Below are 17,941 nucleotides of genomic sequence, written 5' to 3' on the forward strand. Positions count from 1 at the left end.
TTCACCCCGAACTGCCCCTCATCGGGGCAGTCGGGGTGAGCCGCAACTGTCTCTGTTCCACAGGAATCGCACTGGTAGTAGTGGCGGTTGTACCGGGTGATTTCTGGGGGTTGGGGATCAGGGATCTCCTCGACGAGTCGGGGGCTGACGCCCACCGACTCGTCGAAGCGGTCGCCACACTCAGGACAACAGTCACAGGTGACTTCGATTTCTTCGTCAGGATCGGCCGTAGAACGCCACTCCGGATCGTGACCATCCTTCCGACCGGGAGTGCCACCGTCAGTTCGGACATCGTCGTCTTCGTCATCTTGCGAGGTCGGGGACCCATCGGTCCCCGACCGTCGCCTGCTGGGTGGAGTGTGCGGATTCTCGTATTTGCGAAGACGTGTTTCGAGTTCTTCGATCCGCTCGTCTTTCTCTTGTAACTTCTCTCGGAGCTGTGCGTTGTCTTGTTCAAGCTCTTCGACTCGTTGTTCAAGTTGTAAAAACCGGGAGAGCAACTCCTCTTTGGTGAGATCATCTCCGTTCACAGATCCCACCTTCCAGTACAGACAGCAGAGGTAACGGGATGGGCTCCACGACGGAGCCCATCCCTGAGAATCATCACGAACCTCTGCTGCCAGTTCATACAGGCTAAGTTGTGCGCCTTCTATGAGATAGCAGCGAAATCAGTTCGGGCTAAACACGTACCGTCTGAGGAAGCGGTAGATGTGGAAGAAATGGTGGAGTTATTCTTTGAGACCGGAGCAACCACTGAGGAAATTGAACAAGAGGGAGGGAGTGTCTCGGTTGCGGGCCGCGTTGTCCGCATACTATTTAGTTAACACGTCTCACAGCCGACGAACCGCCCCCGAGCACGATGCTCGGACTCCTCGCTACTGCTCGTCGTTGTGAAGTGCGGGCAGAAAGTGGGCCGGCACGAATTTGAATCGTGGTTACGGCCACCCGAAGGCCGAAGGATACCAAGCTACCCCACCGGCCCGCATCTGAAAGAAGGCCGCTCGTTCTTTTAATCCTTCCGAAAGTCGGGACGCCCCGGCGATCACTGCTCGAAGTACGCGTCGTGGTGGTCCCGACAGCCGGGATTGAATCCGGCTCCACAGGATGGACAGGCGTCGTCGCTCGTGAGATACTCCTTGGCCGTCAGTCGCTCGCGACAGACGCCACACAGGACCGCCGCCTCGTCGAACCGGGCGCGAGGCCACGGCTCAGCCTCGTGGTCGGTCGCCTCGTCGTGACACGACGCACACGGGTAGTACGTCTCACAGCAGCCGAAGCGCAGGGCGATCACGTCCACGGGCGAGTCCCAGTGAGTGCATCGCGTTTCGGCGTCGACATCGACTCCCCGAAGCGGAACCGTGAACCGCTCGTCAAGAGCTGGCACACGACTCGTGTGTCGGTCGTCGTCAGCGTCACTCATGTCGGATCACCACGACGGGTCAGTACGAGGCGTACCCGTCCGTGTCGAGCCAGTTGTGGACGACGGAGACAGTGTGGTCGGCGTGTACGCGCTTCGGGCCGACGCGGACTCGCCGGTCGGCCGCGTCGGCGAGGAGCGATGACTCCGCGTCGGTGAAATCGTTGTGATCCGAGAGGACGAACACGGGATCGCTCGGGGGTTCGGCGTCGACGAGGGGGTCGCCGTCCTCGTGGAGGTGGACAAGTGTTCCCGCCTCGGCCAGCCGGTCCAGCGTCGCGGACAGCCCCATCCGCCGGAGTTCGACGCCCGGCGAGACGTCGGCAGGCATGTGTCCGATGGCGTCCTCGCGAGCGTCGAGCGCGTCGCGAATTCGCGCAGCGACGTTGCGCTCGTCCGGGTGAAGGTGCCGGAGGCTGGCCGCGTCGAAGGTGACGGTGAACTCGTCGGCATAGACGAGGTGGACGCGTGTGTCCTCACGGATTCCGTGTGAGAGGAACACGCCGGTTGCGACACACCGACAGAGGAGGTCGAGTCGCCCCGCACCGGGAAGGTCCGATAGCGAGACGGCGTCCGGATCGGTCGGGACGTCGTGGCCGACGACGACGAACTGGCGCATAGCGATCCCTTCGCCCCGACGCTTATAATGCGCCCGACCGGAGGACGGCCATGAGCGTAGCCGGTCTCTGTCAGGTGTGTGAAAACGCCCAAGCCGAACACGCCTGCCGGACCTGCGGCCGGCAGGTGTGTGATGACCACTGGAGCGATACGGTCCGGGCGTGCTCGGCGTGTGCCCGCGGCGTCGACGCGGACGATCCCGGAGGCGAGGGGCCCGCTTCCGGAGGCGAGGGCCCCGATCCGGGACGCGGGGACTCCAATCCCGGAGACGGCTACCGGTGACGATTCAGCCGTTTTTTCAGCCGTTTGGCCGCGTCGCCGGCGGCACCGAAGTAGGTCGCCTCGTCGTCCGGGCGCGACGACTCCTCGCCGGCGAAGATGATCCCCCGAGAGGAGTTGACGAGGCCAACAGACACATCGGCGTCGGAGTGCGGATACGCCGCAAGGCCGTGTTCGACTGCTGCCTCGGCGTCACCGCCCTGCGCACCGACGCCGGGCACGAGGAACGGAATCTCCGGGACGAGTTCACGGACCGTCGCGAGCTCCTCGGTTGTCGTCGCACCGACGACGAGCCCCACGTCGCCGTCGGCGTTCCAGACATCAGCCAGCGCCGCGACGCGCTGATACAGTGGCTCCCCCGAATCGAGTTCGAGGTCTTGGAGGTCGCTCCCGCCCGGGTTCGAGGTGCGACAGAGCACGAACACGCCCTTTCCCTCTCGGTCAAGGAACGGCTGAAGCGAGTCACGACCCATATACGGGTTCACGGTAATGGCATCGACCCAGTCGAGGACCTCGGCGTACTGCCGAGTTGTATTCCCAATGTCGGCGCGTTTGGCGTCTAACAGGACGGGTACGTCCTTCCCGGCCGCGTACGCCACCGTTTCACGCAGGGCACGCCAGCCGTCGGCGTCCTCGTAGAAGGCCGCGTTCGGTTTATAACAGGCCGCGTGTTCGTGCGTCGCATCGATGATCCGTCTGTTGAACGCCCACCGCGGGAGATCGGCATCCGCGAGGAACTCCGGGATCCGGTCCGGATCCGGATCGAGACCGACGGAGACGACGCTGTCCGTCCGCTCGATTCGGTCCGCAAGCCGCTCGAAGAATCGCATACACGAGTGTGTGTCAGACGCCACGCTAAACGTTGTGTTCCCGGTCGGGCCGTGGGCCGGACAGCTTATATCTGATACCGAGACCACGTCCCGCGTGACCTGAACACCGTCCCACGGCGAACCGAGACCGGTGTGCGGCACGCCGTCGTGGGGACGATGAAAACGCGTGTGTCGCCTGTTCGCCACCCACGACTTCCAGCGTCCCGATCGGTATCGCTACCGTCCCCAGTCGGCGACGCGCTTCGGCCGGTCCGAGACCGCCATGACGTCGATGTCGTCGCCCGCGTGGCCGATCGCTTCGAGCGCCGCCTTCGCGCTGGGATGCGTCGAGAAGTAGGTGATCTCCTCCTCGACGGCCACCTCGAGCAGGTCGCGCTGGCGGGAGACGATCAGGTCGATCTCGCCCCGTTTCGTCGCCTCGATCAGGTCCGTCGCCGTCGACAACTCGAAGTGCTCCGCGTATCCGTCGACGAGCGCTTCGCCCGCCTCGGTGCCGGGGTCGGGGAACTCCCCGGCGGAGAGATCGACCACCGCGGTGCCCGATTCCGGAATTGGCTTTCCGGTGGAGTCCTGCGCCTTGTCGTACGCTTTTCCGAACGAGCGAGCCGTCCCCATCACCTCGCCTGTCGACTTCATCTCAGGGCCGAGCCGCGGGTCCGAGCCCGGCAGCCTGTCGAACGGGAGCACGACCTCCTTGACGCTACGGTGTTCGGGGATCTGTTCGTCGACGTCGAGGTCGGCAAGCGAGATATCATCGGTCATCACCTTCGCGGCGAGTTTCGCGATAGGGACGCCCGTCGCCTTCGAGACGAACGGAACCGTCCGCGAGGACCGGGGGTTCGCCTCCAGCACGTACACCTGTGGGTCTGCCTCAGGGTCGTGGACGCCGGTCACGGCGAGTTGAACGTTCAACAGACCGACGGTGTCCAGCGCGCGGGCAATGTCCTCCGTGACCTCCCGCACTCGGGCGAGCGTCGTCTCGTCAAGCGAGCGCGGCGGGATCATACACGCCGAGTCGCCGGAGTGGACGCCAGCACTCTCGACGTGTTCCATCACGCCGCCAATCAGGACATCGTCGCCGTCAGCAACCGCGTCGACGTCGAGTTCGACTGCGTCCGAGAGGAACTGGTCGACGAGGATCGGCTTGTCGGGAGCAACCCGAACCGCCTCTTCGATGTACCGCTCCAGCTCCTCGTCGTCCTCGACGACCCGCATCGCGCGTCCGCCGAGCACGTACGAGGGACGGACGAGGACCGGATAGCCGATCCGGTGGGCCATGTCGAGCGCCTCCTCCCGGCTCGTCGCGGTGCCACCGTCGGGCTGGGCGACGCCGATCTCGTCCATCAGGACGTTGAACCGGTCGCGGTCCTCGGCTAGATCCATCGCACCGACGCTCGTGCCCAGTATCTCGCAGTCGAGGCCGCGCCGTTGTATCTCTTCCTCCAGCGGCTCGCCAACGTTGACAGACGTCTGGCCGCCGAACTGTACCATCACTCCGTCCGCGCCGGTCGTCTCGATCACGTCCGCGATCTCTTCGGCCGAGATCGGCTCGAAGAAGAGCCCGTCGGAGGTGTCGTAGTCGGTCGAAACCGTCTCCGGATTGTTGTTAACGACGTGTGCGTCGATGCCGAGTTCACGGAGCGCGCGGACCGCGTGGACCGCACAGTAATCGAACTCGACGCCCTGCCCGATCCGGATCGGTCCTCCGCCAACGACAACGACGCTCTCGACGTCGGGGTCGACGCGAACCTCGTTCGAGGCACCTGCTGTGTCCGATCCCGCCAGGAACTCCGGAAGCCGCGCGGAGTAGTAGTACGGCGTCGACGCCTCGAACTCCCCGGCACAGGTGTCGACCTGCTTGAACGTCCGATCGGGAACCGCGGTCTCGACGTCTCCGACGCTGGCGTCCACGCCGCCGGCACCGGCGACGGCGGCGATCTCCGCGTTCGTCCGACCGACGGACGCCGCCGGAGTGAAATCGCCCTCGGCGGCGGCAGCGGTTGCCTCCGCGACGTTTGCGAAGCGTTCGACGTACCAGCGGTGGATGTCGGTGAGGTCGATCACTTCGTCGACGGAGTAGCCGCGATCGAACGCCTCGAACATCGCGTACGGGCGGTCCGGGCTCGGCCGGACGAGGTACTCGCCTTCCAGCTCCTCGTCGTCGACCGCCCCGAAGTCCACGGCGGGGTCGTACTCTGAGGACCGCAGCGCCTTCGTGAGGCTCTCTTCGAACGTCCGACCGATCGACATCGCTTCTCCCGTCGACTTCATCGCCGTGCCGAGTTCGAAGTCGACATCGTCGAACTTGTCGATAGGCCACCGCGGGACTTTCGTCACCACGTAGTCGATTGCGGGTTCGAACGCGGCGGTCGTCTCGCCGGTAATTTCGTTGTCGATCTCGTGAAGCCGCTTGCCGAGGGCCACCTTCGCGGTGACGCGGGCGATCGGGTACCCGGTCGCTTTCGAGGCGAGCGCGGAGGAGCGAGAGACGCGAGGGTTCACCTCTACCACGCGGTACTCGCCGCCGGGTGTGCCGTCATCACGCCACGCAAACTGGATGTTACAGCCGCCTTGAATGCCGAGCTCACGGATCACGCCGAGCGCGGCGTCGCGCATTTCTTGGTGGCCGTCGTCGGGGATGACCTGTGAGGGAGTGACGACCGTCGACTCGCCGGTGTGGATCCCCATCGGGTCGATGTTCTCCATGTTACAGATGATGATACAGGAGTCGTCGGCGTCCCGCATCACCTCGTACTCGAGTTCGACCCAGCCGGCGATGGATTCGGTGATCAACACCTCGCTGTTCCGGGACAGTCGGAGTCCCTTGCGAACGCGCTCGACGAGCTCCTCGAACTCGTCGACGACGCCGGACCCCGAGCCGCCGAGCGTGTACGTCGTCCGGGCGATGACGGGGAGCCCTCCGACGTGGTCGACGGCGTTCTGGACCCGATCGCGGAGTGCGCTCTCGTCGAAATCGGTGACGGACTCACCCTCGTCGAGAGCGATCGTCGTCGACTTCGGAACGGGCTGGCCGATGGCCTCCATGCGCTGGCGGAACAGGTCCCGGTCCTCGGTCGCGTAGATCGTGTCGAGCGGCGTCCCCATCACCTCCACGTCGTACTCCTCCAGGATCCCCTCTTCGGCGAGCTCGGCCGTGACGTTGAGTCCGGTCTGACCGCCGAGTCCGGCGATAACGCCGTCGGGCTCCTCGATCCGGATCACCTCCGCGATCGCCTCGGTCGTGATCGGCTCGATGTACACCCGATCCGCCGTATCCGGATCGGTCATGATCGTCGCCGGGTTCGAGTTCACCAGAACGACGCGGGCACCCTCTTCTTGGAGGGCGCGACACGCTTGCGCGCCGGAGTAGTCGAACTCCGCCGCCTGTCCGATCTGGATCGGTCCGCTACCGATGAGCAGTATGGTCCGGTCCTCGGTCATTATCGCGACGGAGTACGCTCATCGTAATAAGGTCGGCGATAGAGTACGAATCTCGCAGTACTTTTGCGATTTTCGCAAGGTATGGCGTCTCATACCATTTGGCTCGCGTTGCTTACGTACTCGTAGCCGCCGCTCTCTCTGTCCCGGGACGAACGAGGCCGCTCGGCCGACGAGAGCGGATCTACCGACTAGTACGTTCGGCTATTACGTGTTGAGTCGATAGCGATACGGTCGCTTTGCTATCACTTCCACCTCGTCACGCTCGGCCCACCGCCCAAGCACGGTCGCGACACGGTGTGGACTGTCGAGATCCTCGGTGTCCTCCAGCAAAGCAAGTATCTCTCGCGCCGTCAGCGGCTCGTCGGCCTCCGCGAGCACACCGCGGATACGCTCGTACTCGTGGGTGTGCATGTGTCTTACACACGCGTTCTACACGTATATGATTCAGTGAGACAGGAGTCCGACATATGTCGGACGGAGGCGGCTGAGGCCCGCGTTATCGACCGTTCCGGACACTCCCGTGCGTCAGGCGTACGGGTCCTCGGCTTCGAGGTCGCGTTCGGCGCGATACTGATCGACGAACTCCGCGACATCGAACTCCATCATCTCGCGTTCGAACTGCGAGAGGGCATCGTTGTCCTCGGCGTGGCTCACGGCGTGTTCCATCAGTTCGACGACGAGTTCGACGATGGTTTCGTGGAGCCGGCGAGAGTCGAAGTCGGCCACCCACACCATCGCGAATCCCACGTCGCCGTCGCCGCTCGCGTCGTGTGTGACGACGGCCTCGGGAAACTCCTCCAACACTACTCCGAGCAGGTGTGGCGTGTCGAACTCCGGCATCTCCTCGCTCGTCGTCTCGATGGCCTCACGGAGCACGTCGACGAGGAACTCCGGGAGGAACCGCTCCGGGGGATGGACGTCCATCACGACCGCGTGCGTCTCGCCGCAGTCGCAGTCGAACTCCCGCATCCCGAGGTCCAACTCGCCGATCCCGACGGTCTCCCCGCATGCGAGCTCCAAGGAGTGGTCGTCGCCACCGGGGACGCGTGGCCCAGTCATATCACGTCTTGGCCGGTGTGTCGGTTAAAAGGCGCGGAAGGTACCGAAACGTCCGGTCGTACTACTGGAACCCGACCCGGCCACTGGTGTCCCGGACCGTGTCGCGGCCACCGCCCTTGAACTCCTGTTCCACGTCCTCGTAGTAGGACATGAGGTCCTCGGTGATCGTCGGCCGAACCGACTCCATCGCTCGACGAAAGTGTTTCATTTCCACGTCCTCGGCGTCGTCGTCGTCACGAAGCGCCTCGATGGCCGCCTCGCGAGCGATTCCTTCGAGATCGGATCCGACGTAGCCGTCGGTGATGTCCGCGACCTCACGGAGGCTGACGTCGGGCGCGAGCGGCGTGTCCTGCGTGTGGATCTCGAGGATCCGTTCCCGCCCCTCCTGATCGGGCTGGCCGATCATCACGAGCCGGTCGAACCGACCCGAACGGATCAGTGCGGGATCGATCATGTCCGGCCGGTTGGTCGCACCGATCACCATCACGTCGCCCATCTCCTCTAACCCGTCGAGCTCGGTGAGCAGCTGGTTGACGACGCGTTCGGAGACGTTGTTCCCCATCTCTTGGCCGCGTGCGGGCGCGAGACTGTCGAGTTCGTCGAAGAAGATGATCGTTGGGCTCACCTGTCGAGCCTTCCGGAACGTCTGTCGGATCGCTTTTTCGGACTCACCGACCCACTTCGAGAGCAGCTGCGGGCCCCGAACCGAAATGAAGTTGGCGTTCGTCTCGTTGGCGACCGCTTTCGCCATCAGCGTCTTCCCGGTTCCGGGCGGACCGTACAGCAACACGCCCTTGGGCGCTTCCACGCCCATTCGTTCGAACTTCTCGGGGGACGTGAGGGGCCACTCGACGGATTCCTGAACCTGCTGTTTCGCGTCCTCCAGCCCGCCGACATCGTCCCACGACATCTTCGGAAGCTCGACGAGCACCTCTCGCATCGCCGAGGGCTCGACCTCGTTCAACGCGCCACCGAAGTCGTCCCGTTTGACGATCATCCTGTCGATCAGGCTCGGCGGGACCTCCTCCTCATCGAGGTCGATCTCGGGGAGGTACCGGCGGAGCGCCTTCATCGCCGCCTCCTTGGTGAGGCTCTCGATGTCGGCGCCGACGAACCCGTGGGTCTCGTCCGCGAGGTGGTCCAGGCTCACGTCGTCCGAAAGCGGCATGCCGCGCGTGTGGATCTGGAGTATCTCCTTGCGACCGACCTCGTCGGGCACGCCGATCTCTATCTCGCGGTCGAACCGGCCGGGGCGGCGGAGCGCCGGGTCGACGCTGTCCACGCGGTTGGTCGCGCCGATGACGACCACCTGCCCGCGCGTTTCGAGACCGTCCATCATCGTCAGTAGCTGCGCGACGACGCGGCGCTCGACCTCGCCGGTGACGTCCTCGCGTTTCGGCGCGATCGAGTCGAGCTCGTCGATGAAGATGATGCTCGGGCTCTCCTCTTTCGCGTCCTCGAAGATCTCCCGGAGCTGCTGTTCGGACTCCCCGTAGTACTTCGAGATAATCTCGGGGCCGGCGATCGAGAAGAACGAGGCGCTCGTCTCGTTGGCCACCGCCTTCGCGAGCAGCGTCTTCCCGGTGCCCGGCGGGCCGTGTAACAGGACCCCCTGTGGCGGCTCGATCCCGAGCTTCGAGAAGATCTGCGGGTGCTTCATCGGGAGTTCGACCATCTCCCGAACCCGTTGGATCTCGTTTTGGAGGCCGCCGATGTCCTCGTACGTGATTCCGCCGCCGGTCTTCTCGAAGCCGGAGATCGGCTCCTCACGCAGTTCGACCTCGGTGTCCTCGGTGACGAGACAGACGCCCTCGGGCTCGGTCTCCACCGCGATCAGGGGGATCGCCTGACCGGGCGAGCGCATGAACGGATGGTTCGTCGAACTCATTACGGGGACGATGTCGCGCTCGACGACCGGGCGCTTGAGGATCTGTCGTTTCACCATCCCGGCGGCGTCGGAGCCGAACTGGACGGACGCCTCCTCGGGCGGGGCCAAGACGAGCTTGTCGGCCTTCTCCGCCTCGGCTTTCCGGATGGTAACGCGTTCGCCGATCCCCACGTCCGCATTCTGACGGGTGAACCCGTCGATGCGGACCGTGTCGGTGTTCCAGTCCTGACGATCCGCTCGCCAGACCTTCGCGGCAGTCGTCTCCGCGCCCTCGATCTCGATGATGTCGCCGGGCGAGAGCTTGAGATGCAACAGCGTGTCGGGGTCGAGTCGAGCGATACCGCGACCCGAGTCGTTCGGGTACGCCTTCGCCACTTCGAGTTGGACTTCGTTCATGATTCCTCGCGGGGGTTGCCCGTAACTCCTCCCGGTTCGGGAATAAGCCTGTTGCCCGCCGGCGTCACGGTTCCCGATCGGTCAGCTCTCTCCGATCGACCGTCGATCGTAGAGGACCATGTCATCATATAGCGTGGTACGGCTTCCGTAAATAAAACCCCGTCGTATGCGTGGGTTTTCACCGTCGTCGACGGTCGAATCGGAGACCGACGTGTTCGTCTCTCCTGCGGTCAGTGTGGACGTTCGTGTGAGCGATGTCGGGAGTGGGTCTCGCAATACGTTGGAGTGAGTGTTTATAAGTGGGGTAGTGGTATTGTTGGCGGCTGTTTATAAATAGATGGTGCTGTGGTGAACAGTTCCACATCTCTAGCTGTTCGTTTATAAACGGTTGGCAACGAATCAGTGGTGGACACCTCCAAAGCCCCAGTCTGCTCCGGTCGAGGGGCTCGCTGCGCGCTCACACGGCTCGCTGCGCTCGCCCTTTTTGAGTGCTTGCGTCGTCATCAGAACGCTCCGCGTTCTGATCGGCTCACGAGAGCGCCGCTCTCGTGAACGCCCATCTTCCCGGAGCAGACTGCCCCTTTGAGTCCCGCCCCGCACAGCACCCGCACCTCACGCCTCCCCAGCCTCGTCGGCCGGCCTCCGCTTCGCTTCGGCCGACCGACTCCCTCGCGCCGTCGGTTCGCGCCCTCAAAAGGGCGCGAACCGGGGCGCGCCACCGCACGGTTTGTTTATAAGCGATCGTTGCTGTCGCTCACAGTCCGTTTAAATACGATCACGTCGCTGCCGATTTGCGAGACCCACTCCCGGAATCACTCACAGGCGTATCAGTATCGACCTGATCGCGGTCGATACGTATCACCGCCGGAGGATCGCGACGTAGTCGACCGATCCGAGCGCAACCACTACGACGCTCGCGGACGTGGTCGTCACATGGAGTTCTCCGGAGCGGTCATCGACGTCGACGGGACGGTCGTTCGCGGTAACGACCCGATCCCCGGCGCACCAGAGGGGTACCGCCGGATCCGTGAGGCCGGGATCGATCCGCTGTTCGTCTCGAACAACCCGACGAAAGCACCGCCGGCGTACGTCGACCGGCTCGGATCTGCGGGGTACGACGTGGACACGGACCGCGTCATCACGGCCGGCACGGTGACGACGGAGTATCTCCGGCGACACCACCCCGACGACGAACTGCTCTGTATCGGCGCGCCCGGGCTGTTCGACCAGTTCGTCGACGCCGGACTCTCGACGACCGAGGACGTGGACGCGGCGGACGCGCTGGTCGCGTCCATCGACCGCGAGTTCGACTACGACGACCTGTGTACCGCCCTGTGGGCGCTCGATCGTGGGATCCCCTTCATCGGAACGGATCCCGACGTCGTCATTCCCGCGCCCGAACGCGACGTACCCGGATCCGGTGCGGTGATCCGATCGATCGCCGGGGTCGCGGAGCGCGACCCCGATGTCGTCCTCGGAAAACCCTCGGAGCCCGCGATCGAGATGGTCCGCGAGCGACTCCCCTCCCCGCCCGAGGAGTGTCTCGTGGTCGGGGACCGCCTCGACACCGACATCGAACTCGGCGCACGCGCCGGCATGACGACCGTACTCGTGCGCTCGGGCGTCACCGACGAGGCGACGCTTGCCGAGAGCCATCTCGACCCCGATTACGTCCTCGACCATCTCGGCGAGATCGGTCGCGTGATCGGCTGAACCCGGCTTCTTCGAAAGCTACCCGAGAAAGATTTATATACACCCAATTCATTCTCCCGCACATGACAGTCGTTGACTCACACGAACCGACGCCGGACGACGAGGAGGATCCCGAGCGGCACGTCCGCGTCATCGAGGGACACGCGGTACAGTTCAACGAGTACCGCTACTGAGTCAGCGGACGATCGGTTCCGACGACGGAGAGTGACGACGACGGAGAGTGACGACGACGACGACGAGTGACCACGGTTGGCCCCGGGGCCGCGACCCGTTGTCGGGAGGGTTAAGTGGTCGTCGGGGGTATTCCGCGTGTGAATCGGAGGTCCCGACGCGCGAGCGCCTTCGCCGCGATGGCCGCGCTCGTGGTGATCACGCCGACGCTCGGCGACGCCGCAGTCGTGCCGTTTCTCGCGCTTGCCGGCCTCTTTCTCTTCGGGATCCGGGACGGCGAGTGGTTCGAGACGCTCGCGCTCCCCGGCGACCGGGAGGCCGAGCGGCTGTACGGGATCGGATCGTTCGCGCTCGCGCTCGCCGGACTCGCCGCGTTCGCGACGTGGCCGCGGGTCCCGTTGCCGTTCGGCGCGTTCGCTGCCGCCGCCCTCGTCGTCGGCGGCGGCCGTCCGGGTCGGGCGGCGTTCGAACGCCGGTTCGACGGCGAGTTCGAACTCGTGGGTGGCTACCTCGTCGGAGCCGGTCTCGCGGCGGTCGCCGGCCAGACCGCAGTCGCCCTCATCGCCGGCGACATCGCTCCGGGTGCGGTCGTCGAGGCGCTTCCCGTCTTCACGTTCCTCGGAGCCGTCGCAGCACTGACCGCTGCGTTGGTCCGTTCGCTCGTATACGCCCGGGACGCACATCTCACGGTGGTCATCGTCGCGTTCGTCGTTTGGGGGTTCACGACGCTGGAGCCGACGGTGAGTGCCCTCGGAATCGCCGTCGGACTCGCGGTGACCGTCGGACTGGGCTACGTCTCGTACGCGCTCGGTGCCGCCTCCGTTCCGGGAATGCTCACGGGCGTCCTCCTCGCGCTTCTCACGGTCGTTCTCGGGGGGCCCGGCTGGTTCCTCGTGTTGATCGCGTTCTACTCGATCGGCGCGCTCGCCTCGAAGTACCGGTTCGACGAGAAGGCCGACCGCGGAGTCGCCCAAGAGAACGAGGGTGCCCGCGGAACCGGCAACGTGCTCGCGAACTCCGCGGTCGCTCTGCTCGCGCTGCTCGGCTACGCCGCGACCGACCACGTCGACGTCCCCGCGATCGTGTTCGCGCTCGCGTTCGCCGGCGCGTTCGCCACCGCGCTCGCGGACACCCTCTCCTCCGAGATCGGTGGCCTCTTCGACGATCCGCGGCTGATAACGACGCTCCGGCGGGTCGAGCCGGGAACGGACGGTGCGGTGACGTGGCAGGGCGAGCTCGCGGGACTGTCTGGGGCAGTCCTTGTCGGGACCATCGCCGGCGTGGCGATGCCGGTTGGGGATCCGCTCGTCGGGGGCGTGATCGTCGCCGCCGCCGGCGTCGGGGGAATGACCGTCGACAGCCTCCTCGGAGCGGTGATCGAAGGGGGTCGGATCGGAAACCAGACCGTGAACTTCCTTGCGACCGTTTCGGGTGCGGCCATCGCGGTCGCGGCCGGCGTCACGCTCGCATGACCCGATCGACCGATCCTAATCCGCAGGTTCGACGCGCAGAACCGACGGACTCGGGCCGGATCCGCGAGCTCCAATCCTACCTCCGACAGCCGAGTCCGGACCTGCTGGAGTACGGACTGGTCACCGGGGACGTACTGGTGAGCGTCGAGACGACCGAAGCGGACGGGACGACCGAAGCGGGCGGGGGAGTCGTCGGCTATCTCCTCCCGGTCGACGCCCCGAACAGGGCGGGCTGTCACCTGGCGGAACTGGTCGTCGACCCGGCGTTTCGACGGGAGGGTCGTGCGCGCGGCCTCCTCTCCGCGGTCCTTCGCGACGCCGACGGGCCGGTGACGCTACAGGCACACCCCGGGAACGACGCCGCGCTCTCCCTGTACGACTCGCTCGGGTTCACCGTGGTCGACCGTCGACCGGACGCGTACGCCGACGGCGACGCGCTCGTGTTGCGGTACGACTGACCGGTCGGCGAACCGATGACGCTCACACACAAAAGGCCTATTCGGAGCGCACGCGTTTTCCGAGGTATGAGCCAGACCGACACGGACTCCGAGGCGGACGCCGGGGGCGGAAGAACGGAAACGACCGACGCCGCCGTCGACGTCGATTTCGGCGAGGACGGGCTCGTTCCCGCGATCGCACAGGACGCCGCGGACGGCGAGGTGCTGATGCTCGCGTACGTCTCGCCGGAGGCCCTCGAGCGAACCCGCGAGACCGGCGAGGCCCACTACTACTCCCGGTCACGGGACGAGCTCTGGCACAAGGGCGGCTCCTCCGGACACACGCAGTCCGTCCGGGAGATCCGTGTCGACTGTGACGCCGACACCCTGTTGTACGTCGTCGACCAGTCGGTCGGGGCGTGTCACACCGGACACCGCTCGTGTTTCTATCGGACGGTGGACGGTGAGCACGTGGGCGAGCACGCGTTCGACCCCGACGAGGTGTACTGATGTCGTCCGAGGGGTCGCAAACCGACGCAGACCCGATCCGTGCCGCCGGTGAGGCGGCGGCCGAGCTCCGGGAGCGGTACGACGGGCTCCGACGGGTCGAGTCACGGATCGCAGATCTCGGCGAGGGTCGCGTCGAGGCCGCCGCGGACGCGTATCGCCGGGCCCACCGTGTGCTCGACCAGTACGAGGAGGACGCGGTCGGCAGCGGTGATTTCAAGTCGTACGTCCAGTTCGAGGGCGCGTTCGCGAACGCGACGAGCGTCGACGACGACGCGCTCGCGGCGGAGGCGTTCGCCGCCGCGGACGACGCGGTGGACAAACGACGGCTCTCGGGGAGCGACTTCGCGGCCGCCCGCGAGGCGCTCGACCCCGCCGAGGCGTACGTCGATCTGCTGACCGAGCGCGACGACGCGGGGGACGACTACCGTGCCGCCCGGAAGGCCGCTCGCGACGCGCACGACGACCTCGCCGACCGTCTCTCGGAGCTTCAGGAGGTCGCCGACATGGCGGATGCGGACCTCGATGCCGACGTCGAGCGACTGCGCGACCCGGTCGAGGAGTACAACGAATCGGTCCGGGAGGCGTTTCGGACGTTCTATCGATCGGCCTCGGCTCGGGAGGTCCTCGATTTCGTCGAGCGCGCGGACGATACCCCGTTCGTCGACATCGACCTCCCGCCGCCGGATCTACGGGAGTACGTCGACGAGTACGGGGCGGGGGAGGAGCCGCTACCGACGTTGCTCGAGTACGCCGACTACTCGAACTCGAAGCTCGACCACTACGTCGACGACGCCGGAGCGCTCCGTACCGCGGTCGCGGTCCACAAGACGTATCTCAACCGGATCGACGGCGAGCCGCTGACGATCGACTGGCCGCCCGCGCCCGGCGACGAACTCTCCTACGAGATCGACGAGCTGATCCCGCTGGTCTCGCGGATCGCCGACAACGAGACGGTGGCGACGCTCCGATCGGTCCGCGATCTGGCTCGATCGGACGAGTACGAACGCCTCCGGCGCGCCGCGGAGGTGCGTCATGCCCTCGACCCTCCGGAGCTCGCGCTCCTCGATTCCGGCGCGATCGACGACCGGGTTCGTGAGGCGGAGCGCACCCTCGAACTCGTCGAGGACGTGTTGGCGGAGACGGACCGGGACTGACACGTGGCGAGCGGAAGCCCACCCCTTCAGGGGTGGGTCTGAGCGACGAGTCGGAAGCCGCACGAACGCGAACCGCGACTGATCGTTTATATACTGCGAGCGACGAACCCGACGTATGACCCGATTCGACGCCGCGACCGAGTCCGAGCGCCTCTCGTTGTTCGCGGACGCGGCGGCGGCCCACCGCGCCCGGTCGAGCGACGTGATGACCGTCGATATCGACCCCGACAGCGACACCTCCGACGGCGGCGAGGTACCGCCGTGGATCCAGCTTGTCGGCACGGAAGTGGTGATGGACTGTACCGACGAGGAGCTGGACCGACTGAAAAGTCTACTTACCGAGTTCCCGGAGTTCCGGATTGACGAGCTCGTGACACCGGAGGAGGCCGAAGGGACGAACGCCGTGATCACGGCGCGCTCGGACGCGAACCGCGTCGCCGGCTTCATCGAACGCGCGTTTCTGGACGTGTACGAGCTCGAACCGGAGTACAAAGCGTGGGTGACGGCTATTTAAATAGGACCCCCGCAGTCAGGGCGCGACGAACGCCTCGCCGTACACCGGAACCATCGCGAGCAGCAGTAACACTGCACCGGGCCACGCGAGGAGGAGCGCGACCGAAGCCGGACTCGGGTCGACCCGGAGAGCGACGTATCCCGACAGGCCGAGGACCAGTACCTGACTCACGAGTTCGACGTACGACAGCGGCTGACCACCCCACCCCGTGGTGAGGAGTACGGCCGTCGCAACCGTGGAGAAGGCGACGAGCCCGCCCATCGTGGCGGTGTAGCCTGAGCGAACCTCGGCGACGTGGGCCACGTACGCGAGCATCGCGACGTTACACACGAGCCGGAGGCCGATCAGCACCGCGATCGCTTCGGGGTTCGTCCAGTTCGGGAACAACGCGTCAAACACGTTCAGGAGTACCGGTATGGACGACTTATTGGTTCCGGCAGTCGTCGATCACGACGGTCGCGAAGACGCCTCTCGCTGGAAGCCAGCGGAAGGTCGACGACGGTGTTACGCTACGCGCACGGCTAGCAGCGACTTTGCCGCAGGCGACGGGGTCGGGATGGGTGAGGAGTCGTTCGTCGGATCAATAGGTTGAAATCCACGCCGACTCGGAATACTGGTATGGCGCTCGAAAACGACGTGGACTGTCCGTCGTGTGAGGAGACGACCTCGTTCTACCGAACGGCCGCGATGACGGTACACCTCGGCGAGAAGACGAAGTGGCGTTGCCCGGAGTGTGGCTACGGCTTCGTCGCGATCAACGGGATCGACACGCTCCCGGCCTGAGCGATCCGATATCGGTCTTTTCCGGGTGCTTACTCCCGTTTCCGAACCACGTCAGCCTCCAGCACGCCGACGCCGTCGACCTCCGCACGAACCGTGTCGCCGTCCTCGATGACTCCCGCGCCGGGCGTGCCGGTCGAGATCAGGTCACCCGCTTCCAGCGTCATCACCCGCGAGTGGACGGCGACGAGTTCGGGCGGCGAGAACAGCATTCGGTCGAGCGTGTTCTCGGCGACCACCTCGTCGTTCACGACCGTCCTGACCTCGATATCCCCGAAGCGGTCGACAGTCGCGGGTGCGGATACCCACGGCCCGACGACGCAGAACGTGTCGTAGCTCTTCGCTCTGGTGAGGAATCGGGGATTGCGCTCCAGCACGTCCTCCGCGGTTACGTCGATCACGGGGACGAACCCGGCGACGACGTCGCCGAACGCCGCCTCCTCGACGTCCGTACAGGTCCGACCGATGACGACCCCGAGCTCCGCCTCGGCGGTCACGCGCGCCGACTCCGAGCGGGGCGGGAGCCGGATCGGACCGCCGGGCGCGGCCAGCGTCGTAGCCGGCTTCATGAAACTCGCCGGCTCGTCGGGACGAGTCTCGTCGAGGTCGGCGGCGTGGTCCGCGTAGTTGAGCCCGATGCCCCACAGCTTCCCCGGGTCGAACGGGAGCCCGAACGACAGGTGGTCTGCGGGGGTCGGACTCGCAGGAAGCGCGTCGACCGGCGGGAGCACCGCTGGACCGCCGGTCACTGCGCCAAGCGAGTCCTCCACGGTATCGATCCCGGCAGTCGCCAGCGGAACGAACCCGTCCTCGTCGCCGACGAGCGGCGACCCCTCGACGGTCCGGGCGAAGCGGTGTGTCTCGCCGAACATCACTCCTCGCGGTCGGTCCAGAAGTCGAAGCCACGGCCGGGCGCGAACACGTCGAGCCCGACGGCGCGCTCGTCAGTCGCGTTCTCGACGCGGTGGGTCTCCCACGCGTCGAGGTGGACGGAGTCGTACTCGCCGAGCGTCACGCTCCGCTCCTCGGTGTGAACCGTCAGCTCGCCCTCCAGACAGACGCACACCTGCTCGTTCTCGTGGTCGTGATCGGGCGAGGCGTGACCCGGTGGCTTCTCGAACCACTCGAACGTGAACCGGTCGCTGCCGGCGAGCGCGGCGCGACCCCAGCCTGCCTCCGGTTCGTACCTCTCCGCCTCGTCGAACGGAACGTGTTCCATGGGAGAGAAACGACGAGGACCTGGAAATCTGTTCGGGTCGCGG

At 65.6% G+C, this 17,941-nt stretch carries 18 protein-coding genes, 1 tRNA gene and 2 pseudogenes; 9 read left to right on the forward strand and 12 right to left on the reverse strand.

Going from position 1 to position 17,941, the window contains the following annotated elements:
• Positions 1-530: pseudogene (locus J2751_RS00005) on the reverse strand (IS66 family transposase); the annotation flags it as partial.
• A gap of 296 nt (positions 531-826) precedes the next feature.
• On the opposite strand from J2751_RS00005, the pseudogene cas5 reads away from it, so the two are divergent.
• Positions 827-928 (forward strand): annotated as a pseudogene (gene cas5, locus J2751_RS15845) (CRISPR-associated protein Cas5); the annotation flags it as partial.
• Here the strand turns inward: cas5 and J2751_RS00015 are convergent.
• The 3 genes from J2751_RS00015 to trmY form a co-directional block, all read right to left on the reverse strand.
• Positions 910-982 (reverse strand) — tRNA-Pro (locus J2751_RS00015). The pseudogene cas5 and the gene J2751_RS00015 overlap by 19 nt on opposite strands.
• A gap of 60 nt (positions 983-1,042) precedes the next feature.
• Entirely contained in the window at positions 1,043-1,420 is a 378-nt protein-coding gene (locus J2751_RS00020) for a CHY zinc finger protein (RefSeq protein ID WP_209482418.1), read from the reverse strand.
• Between the two features lie 19 nt (positions 1,421-1,439).
• Positions 1,440-2,036, reverse strand: a complete 597-nt coding sequence (gene trmY / locus J2751_RS00025) for a tRNA (pseudouridine(54)-N(1))-methyltransferase TrmY (protein WP_209482419.1) — start codon at positions 2,034-2,036, stop codon at positions 1,440-1,442.
• Positions 2,037-2,086: 50 nt separating this feature from the next.
• Here trmY and J2751_RS00030 point away from each other — a divergent pair, with 50 nt between their 5' ends.
• On the forward strand, positions 2,087-2,317 hold the full coding sequence (locus J2751_RS00030; protein WP_209482652.1) for a hypothetical protein: 231 nt from the start codon (positions 2,087-2,089) through the stop codon (positions 2,315-2,317).
• Here the strand turns inward: J2751_RS00030 and pyrF are convergent.
• From pyrF to J2751_RS00055, 5 genes are all read right to left on the reverse strand, one after another.
• Positions 2,308-3,144 (reverse strand): orotidine-5'-phosphate decarboxylase, encoded by an 837-nt coding sequence (gene pyrF, locus J2751_RS00035; protein WP_209482420.1) that lies wholly within the window; start codon positions 3,142-3,144, stop codon positions 2,308-2,310. The genes J2751_RS00030 and pyrF overlap by 10 nt on opposite strands.
• A gap of 216 nt (positions 3,145-3,360) precedes the next feature.
• Positions 3,361-6,585 (reverse strand): carbamoyl-phosphate synthase large subunit, encoded by a 3,225-nt coding sequence (carB, locus tag J2751_RS00040; RefSeq protein WP_209482421.1) that lies wholly within the window; start codon positions 6,583-6,585, stop codon positions 3,361-3,363.
• Positions 6,586-6,789: 204 nt separating this feature from the next.
• On the reverse strand, positions 6,790-6,996 hold the full coding sequence (locus J2751_RS00045) for a hypothetical protein (protein ID WP_209482422.1): 207 nt from the start codon (positions 6,994-6,996) through the stop codon (positions 6,790-6,792).
• Between the two features lie 114 nt (positions 6,997-7,110).
• The gene (locus tag J2751_RS00050; protein WP_209482423.1) at positions 7,111-7,644 is read right to left on the reverse strand and encodes a DUF5815 family protein; all 534 of its coding nucleotides are present in this window, start codon (positions 7,642-7,644) and stop codon (positions 7,111-7,113) included.
• Between the two features lie 61 nt (positions 7,645-7,705).
• Complete coding sequence (locus J2751_RS00055; protein ID WP_209482424.1) at positions 7,706-9,928, reverse strand: CDC48 family AAA ATPase; 2,223 nt, start codon at positions 9,926-9,928, stop codon at positions 7,706-7,708.
• A gap of 933 nt (positions 9,929-10,861) precedes the next feature.
• On the opposite strand from J2751_RS00055, the gene J2751_RS00060 reads away from it, so the two are divergent.
• The 6 genes from J2751_RS00060 (at position 10,862) to J2751_RS00085 (ending at position 15,899) form a co-directional block, all read left to right on the forward strand.
• Positions 10,862-11,641, forward strand: coding sequence for an HAD-IIA family hydrolase (locus J2751_RS00060; RefSeq protein ID WP_209482425.1), 780 nt, complete (start codon positions 10,862-10,864; stop codon positions 11,639-11,641).
• 350 nt (positions 11,642-11,991) lie between these two features.
• The gene (locus J2751_RS00065) at positions 11,992-13,284 is read left to right on the forward strand and encodes a DUF92 domain-containing protein (RefSeq protein WP_209482638.1); all 1,293 of its coding nucleotides are present in this window, start codon (positions 11,992-11,994) and stop codon (positions 13,282-13,284) included.
• Positions 13,281-13,742 (forward strand): GNAT family N-acetyltransferase, encoded by a 462-nt coding sequence (locus tag J2751_RS00070; RefSeq protein WP_209482426.1) that lies wholly within the window; start codon positions 13,281-13,283, stop codon positions 13,740-13,742. The genes J2751_RS00065 and J2751_RS00070 overlap by 4 nt, the downstream gene beginning before the upstream one ends.
• Before the next feature lie 66 nt (positions 13,743-13,808).
• A complete protein-coding gene (gene hisI / locus J2751_RS00075) occupies positions 13,809-14,231 on the forward strand; it encodes a phosphoribosyl-AMP cyclohydrolase (RefSeq protein ID WP_245202518.1) in 423 nt (140 codons plus the stop codon).
• Positions 14,231-15,385 carry a DUF7118 family protein gene (locus tag J2751_RS00080; protein WP_209482427.1) on the forward strand — a complete coding sequence of 385 codons (1,155 nt, stop codon included), beginning with the start codon at positions 14,231-14,233 and terminating at the stop codon, positions 15,383-15,385. The genes hisI and J2751_RS00080 overlap by 1 nt, the downstream gene beginning before the upstream one ends.
• A gap of 115 nt (positions 15,386-15,500) precedes the next feature.
• Entirely contained in the window at positions 15,501-15,899 is a 399-nt protein-coding gene (locus J2751_RS00085) for a hypothetical protein (RefSeq protein WP_209482428.1), read from the forward strand.
• Between the two features lie 15 nt (positions 15,900-15,914).
• Here J2751_RS00085 and J2751_RS00090 read toward each other — a convergent pair whose 3' ends face one another.
• Entirely contained in the window at positions 15,915-16,298 is a 384-nt protein-coding gene (locus J2751_RS00090; protein WP_209482429.1) for a hypothetical protein, read from the reverse strand.
• A gap of 219 nt (positions 16,299-16,517) precedes the next feature.
• Here J2751_RS00090 and J2751_RS00095 point away from each other — a divergent pair, with 219 nt between their 5' ends.
• A complete protein-coding gene (locus tag J2751_RS00095) occupies positions 16,518-16,682 on the forward strand; it encodes a DUF7838 family putative zinc beta-ribbon protein (protein WP_209482430.1) in 165 nt (54 codons plus the stop codon).
• A gap of 29 nt (positions 16,683-16,711) precedes the next feature.
• On the opposite strand, the gene J2751_RS00100 is transcribed toward J2751_RS00095, so the two are convergent.
• Together J2751_RS00100 and J2751_RS00105 are read right to left on the reverse strand one after the other, a co-directional pair.
• Positions 16,712-17,551, reverse strand: a complete 840-nt coding sequence (locus J2751_RS00100) for a fumarylacetoacetate hydrolase family protein (RefSeq protein ID WP_209482431.1) — start codon at positions 17,549-17,551, stop codon at positions 16,712-16,714.
• Positions 17,551-17,898 (reverse strand): cupin domain-containing protein, encoded by a 348-nt coding sequence (locus J2751_RS00105; RefSeq protein WP_209482432.1) that lies wholly within the window; start codon positions 17,896-17,898, stop codon positions 17,551-17,553. Before J2751_RS00105 ends, J2751_RS00100 begins: the two co-directional genes overlap by 1 nt.
• Between the last annotated feature and the right edge of the window lie 43 nt (positions 17,899-17,941).

This window comes from Halorubrum alkaliphilum (assembly GCF_017873815.1).
GTDB classification, from domain to species: domain Archaea; phylum Halobacteriota; class Halobacteria; order Halobacteriales; family Haloferacaceae; genus Halorubrum; species Halorubrum alkaliphilum.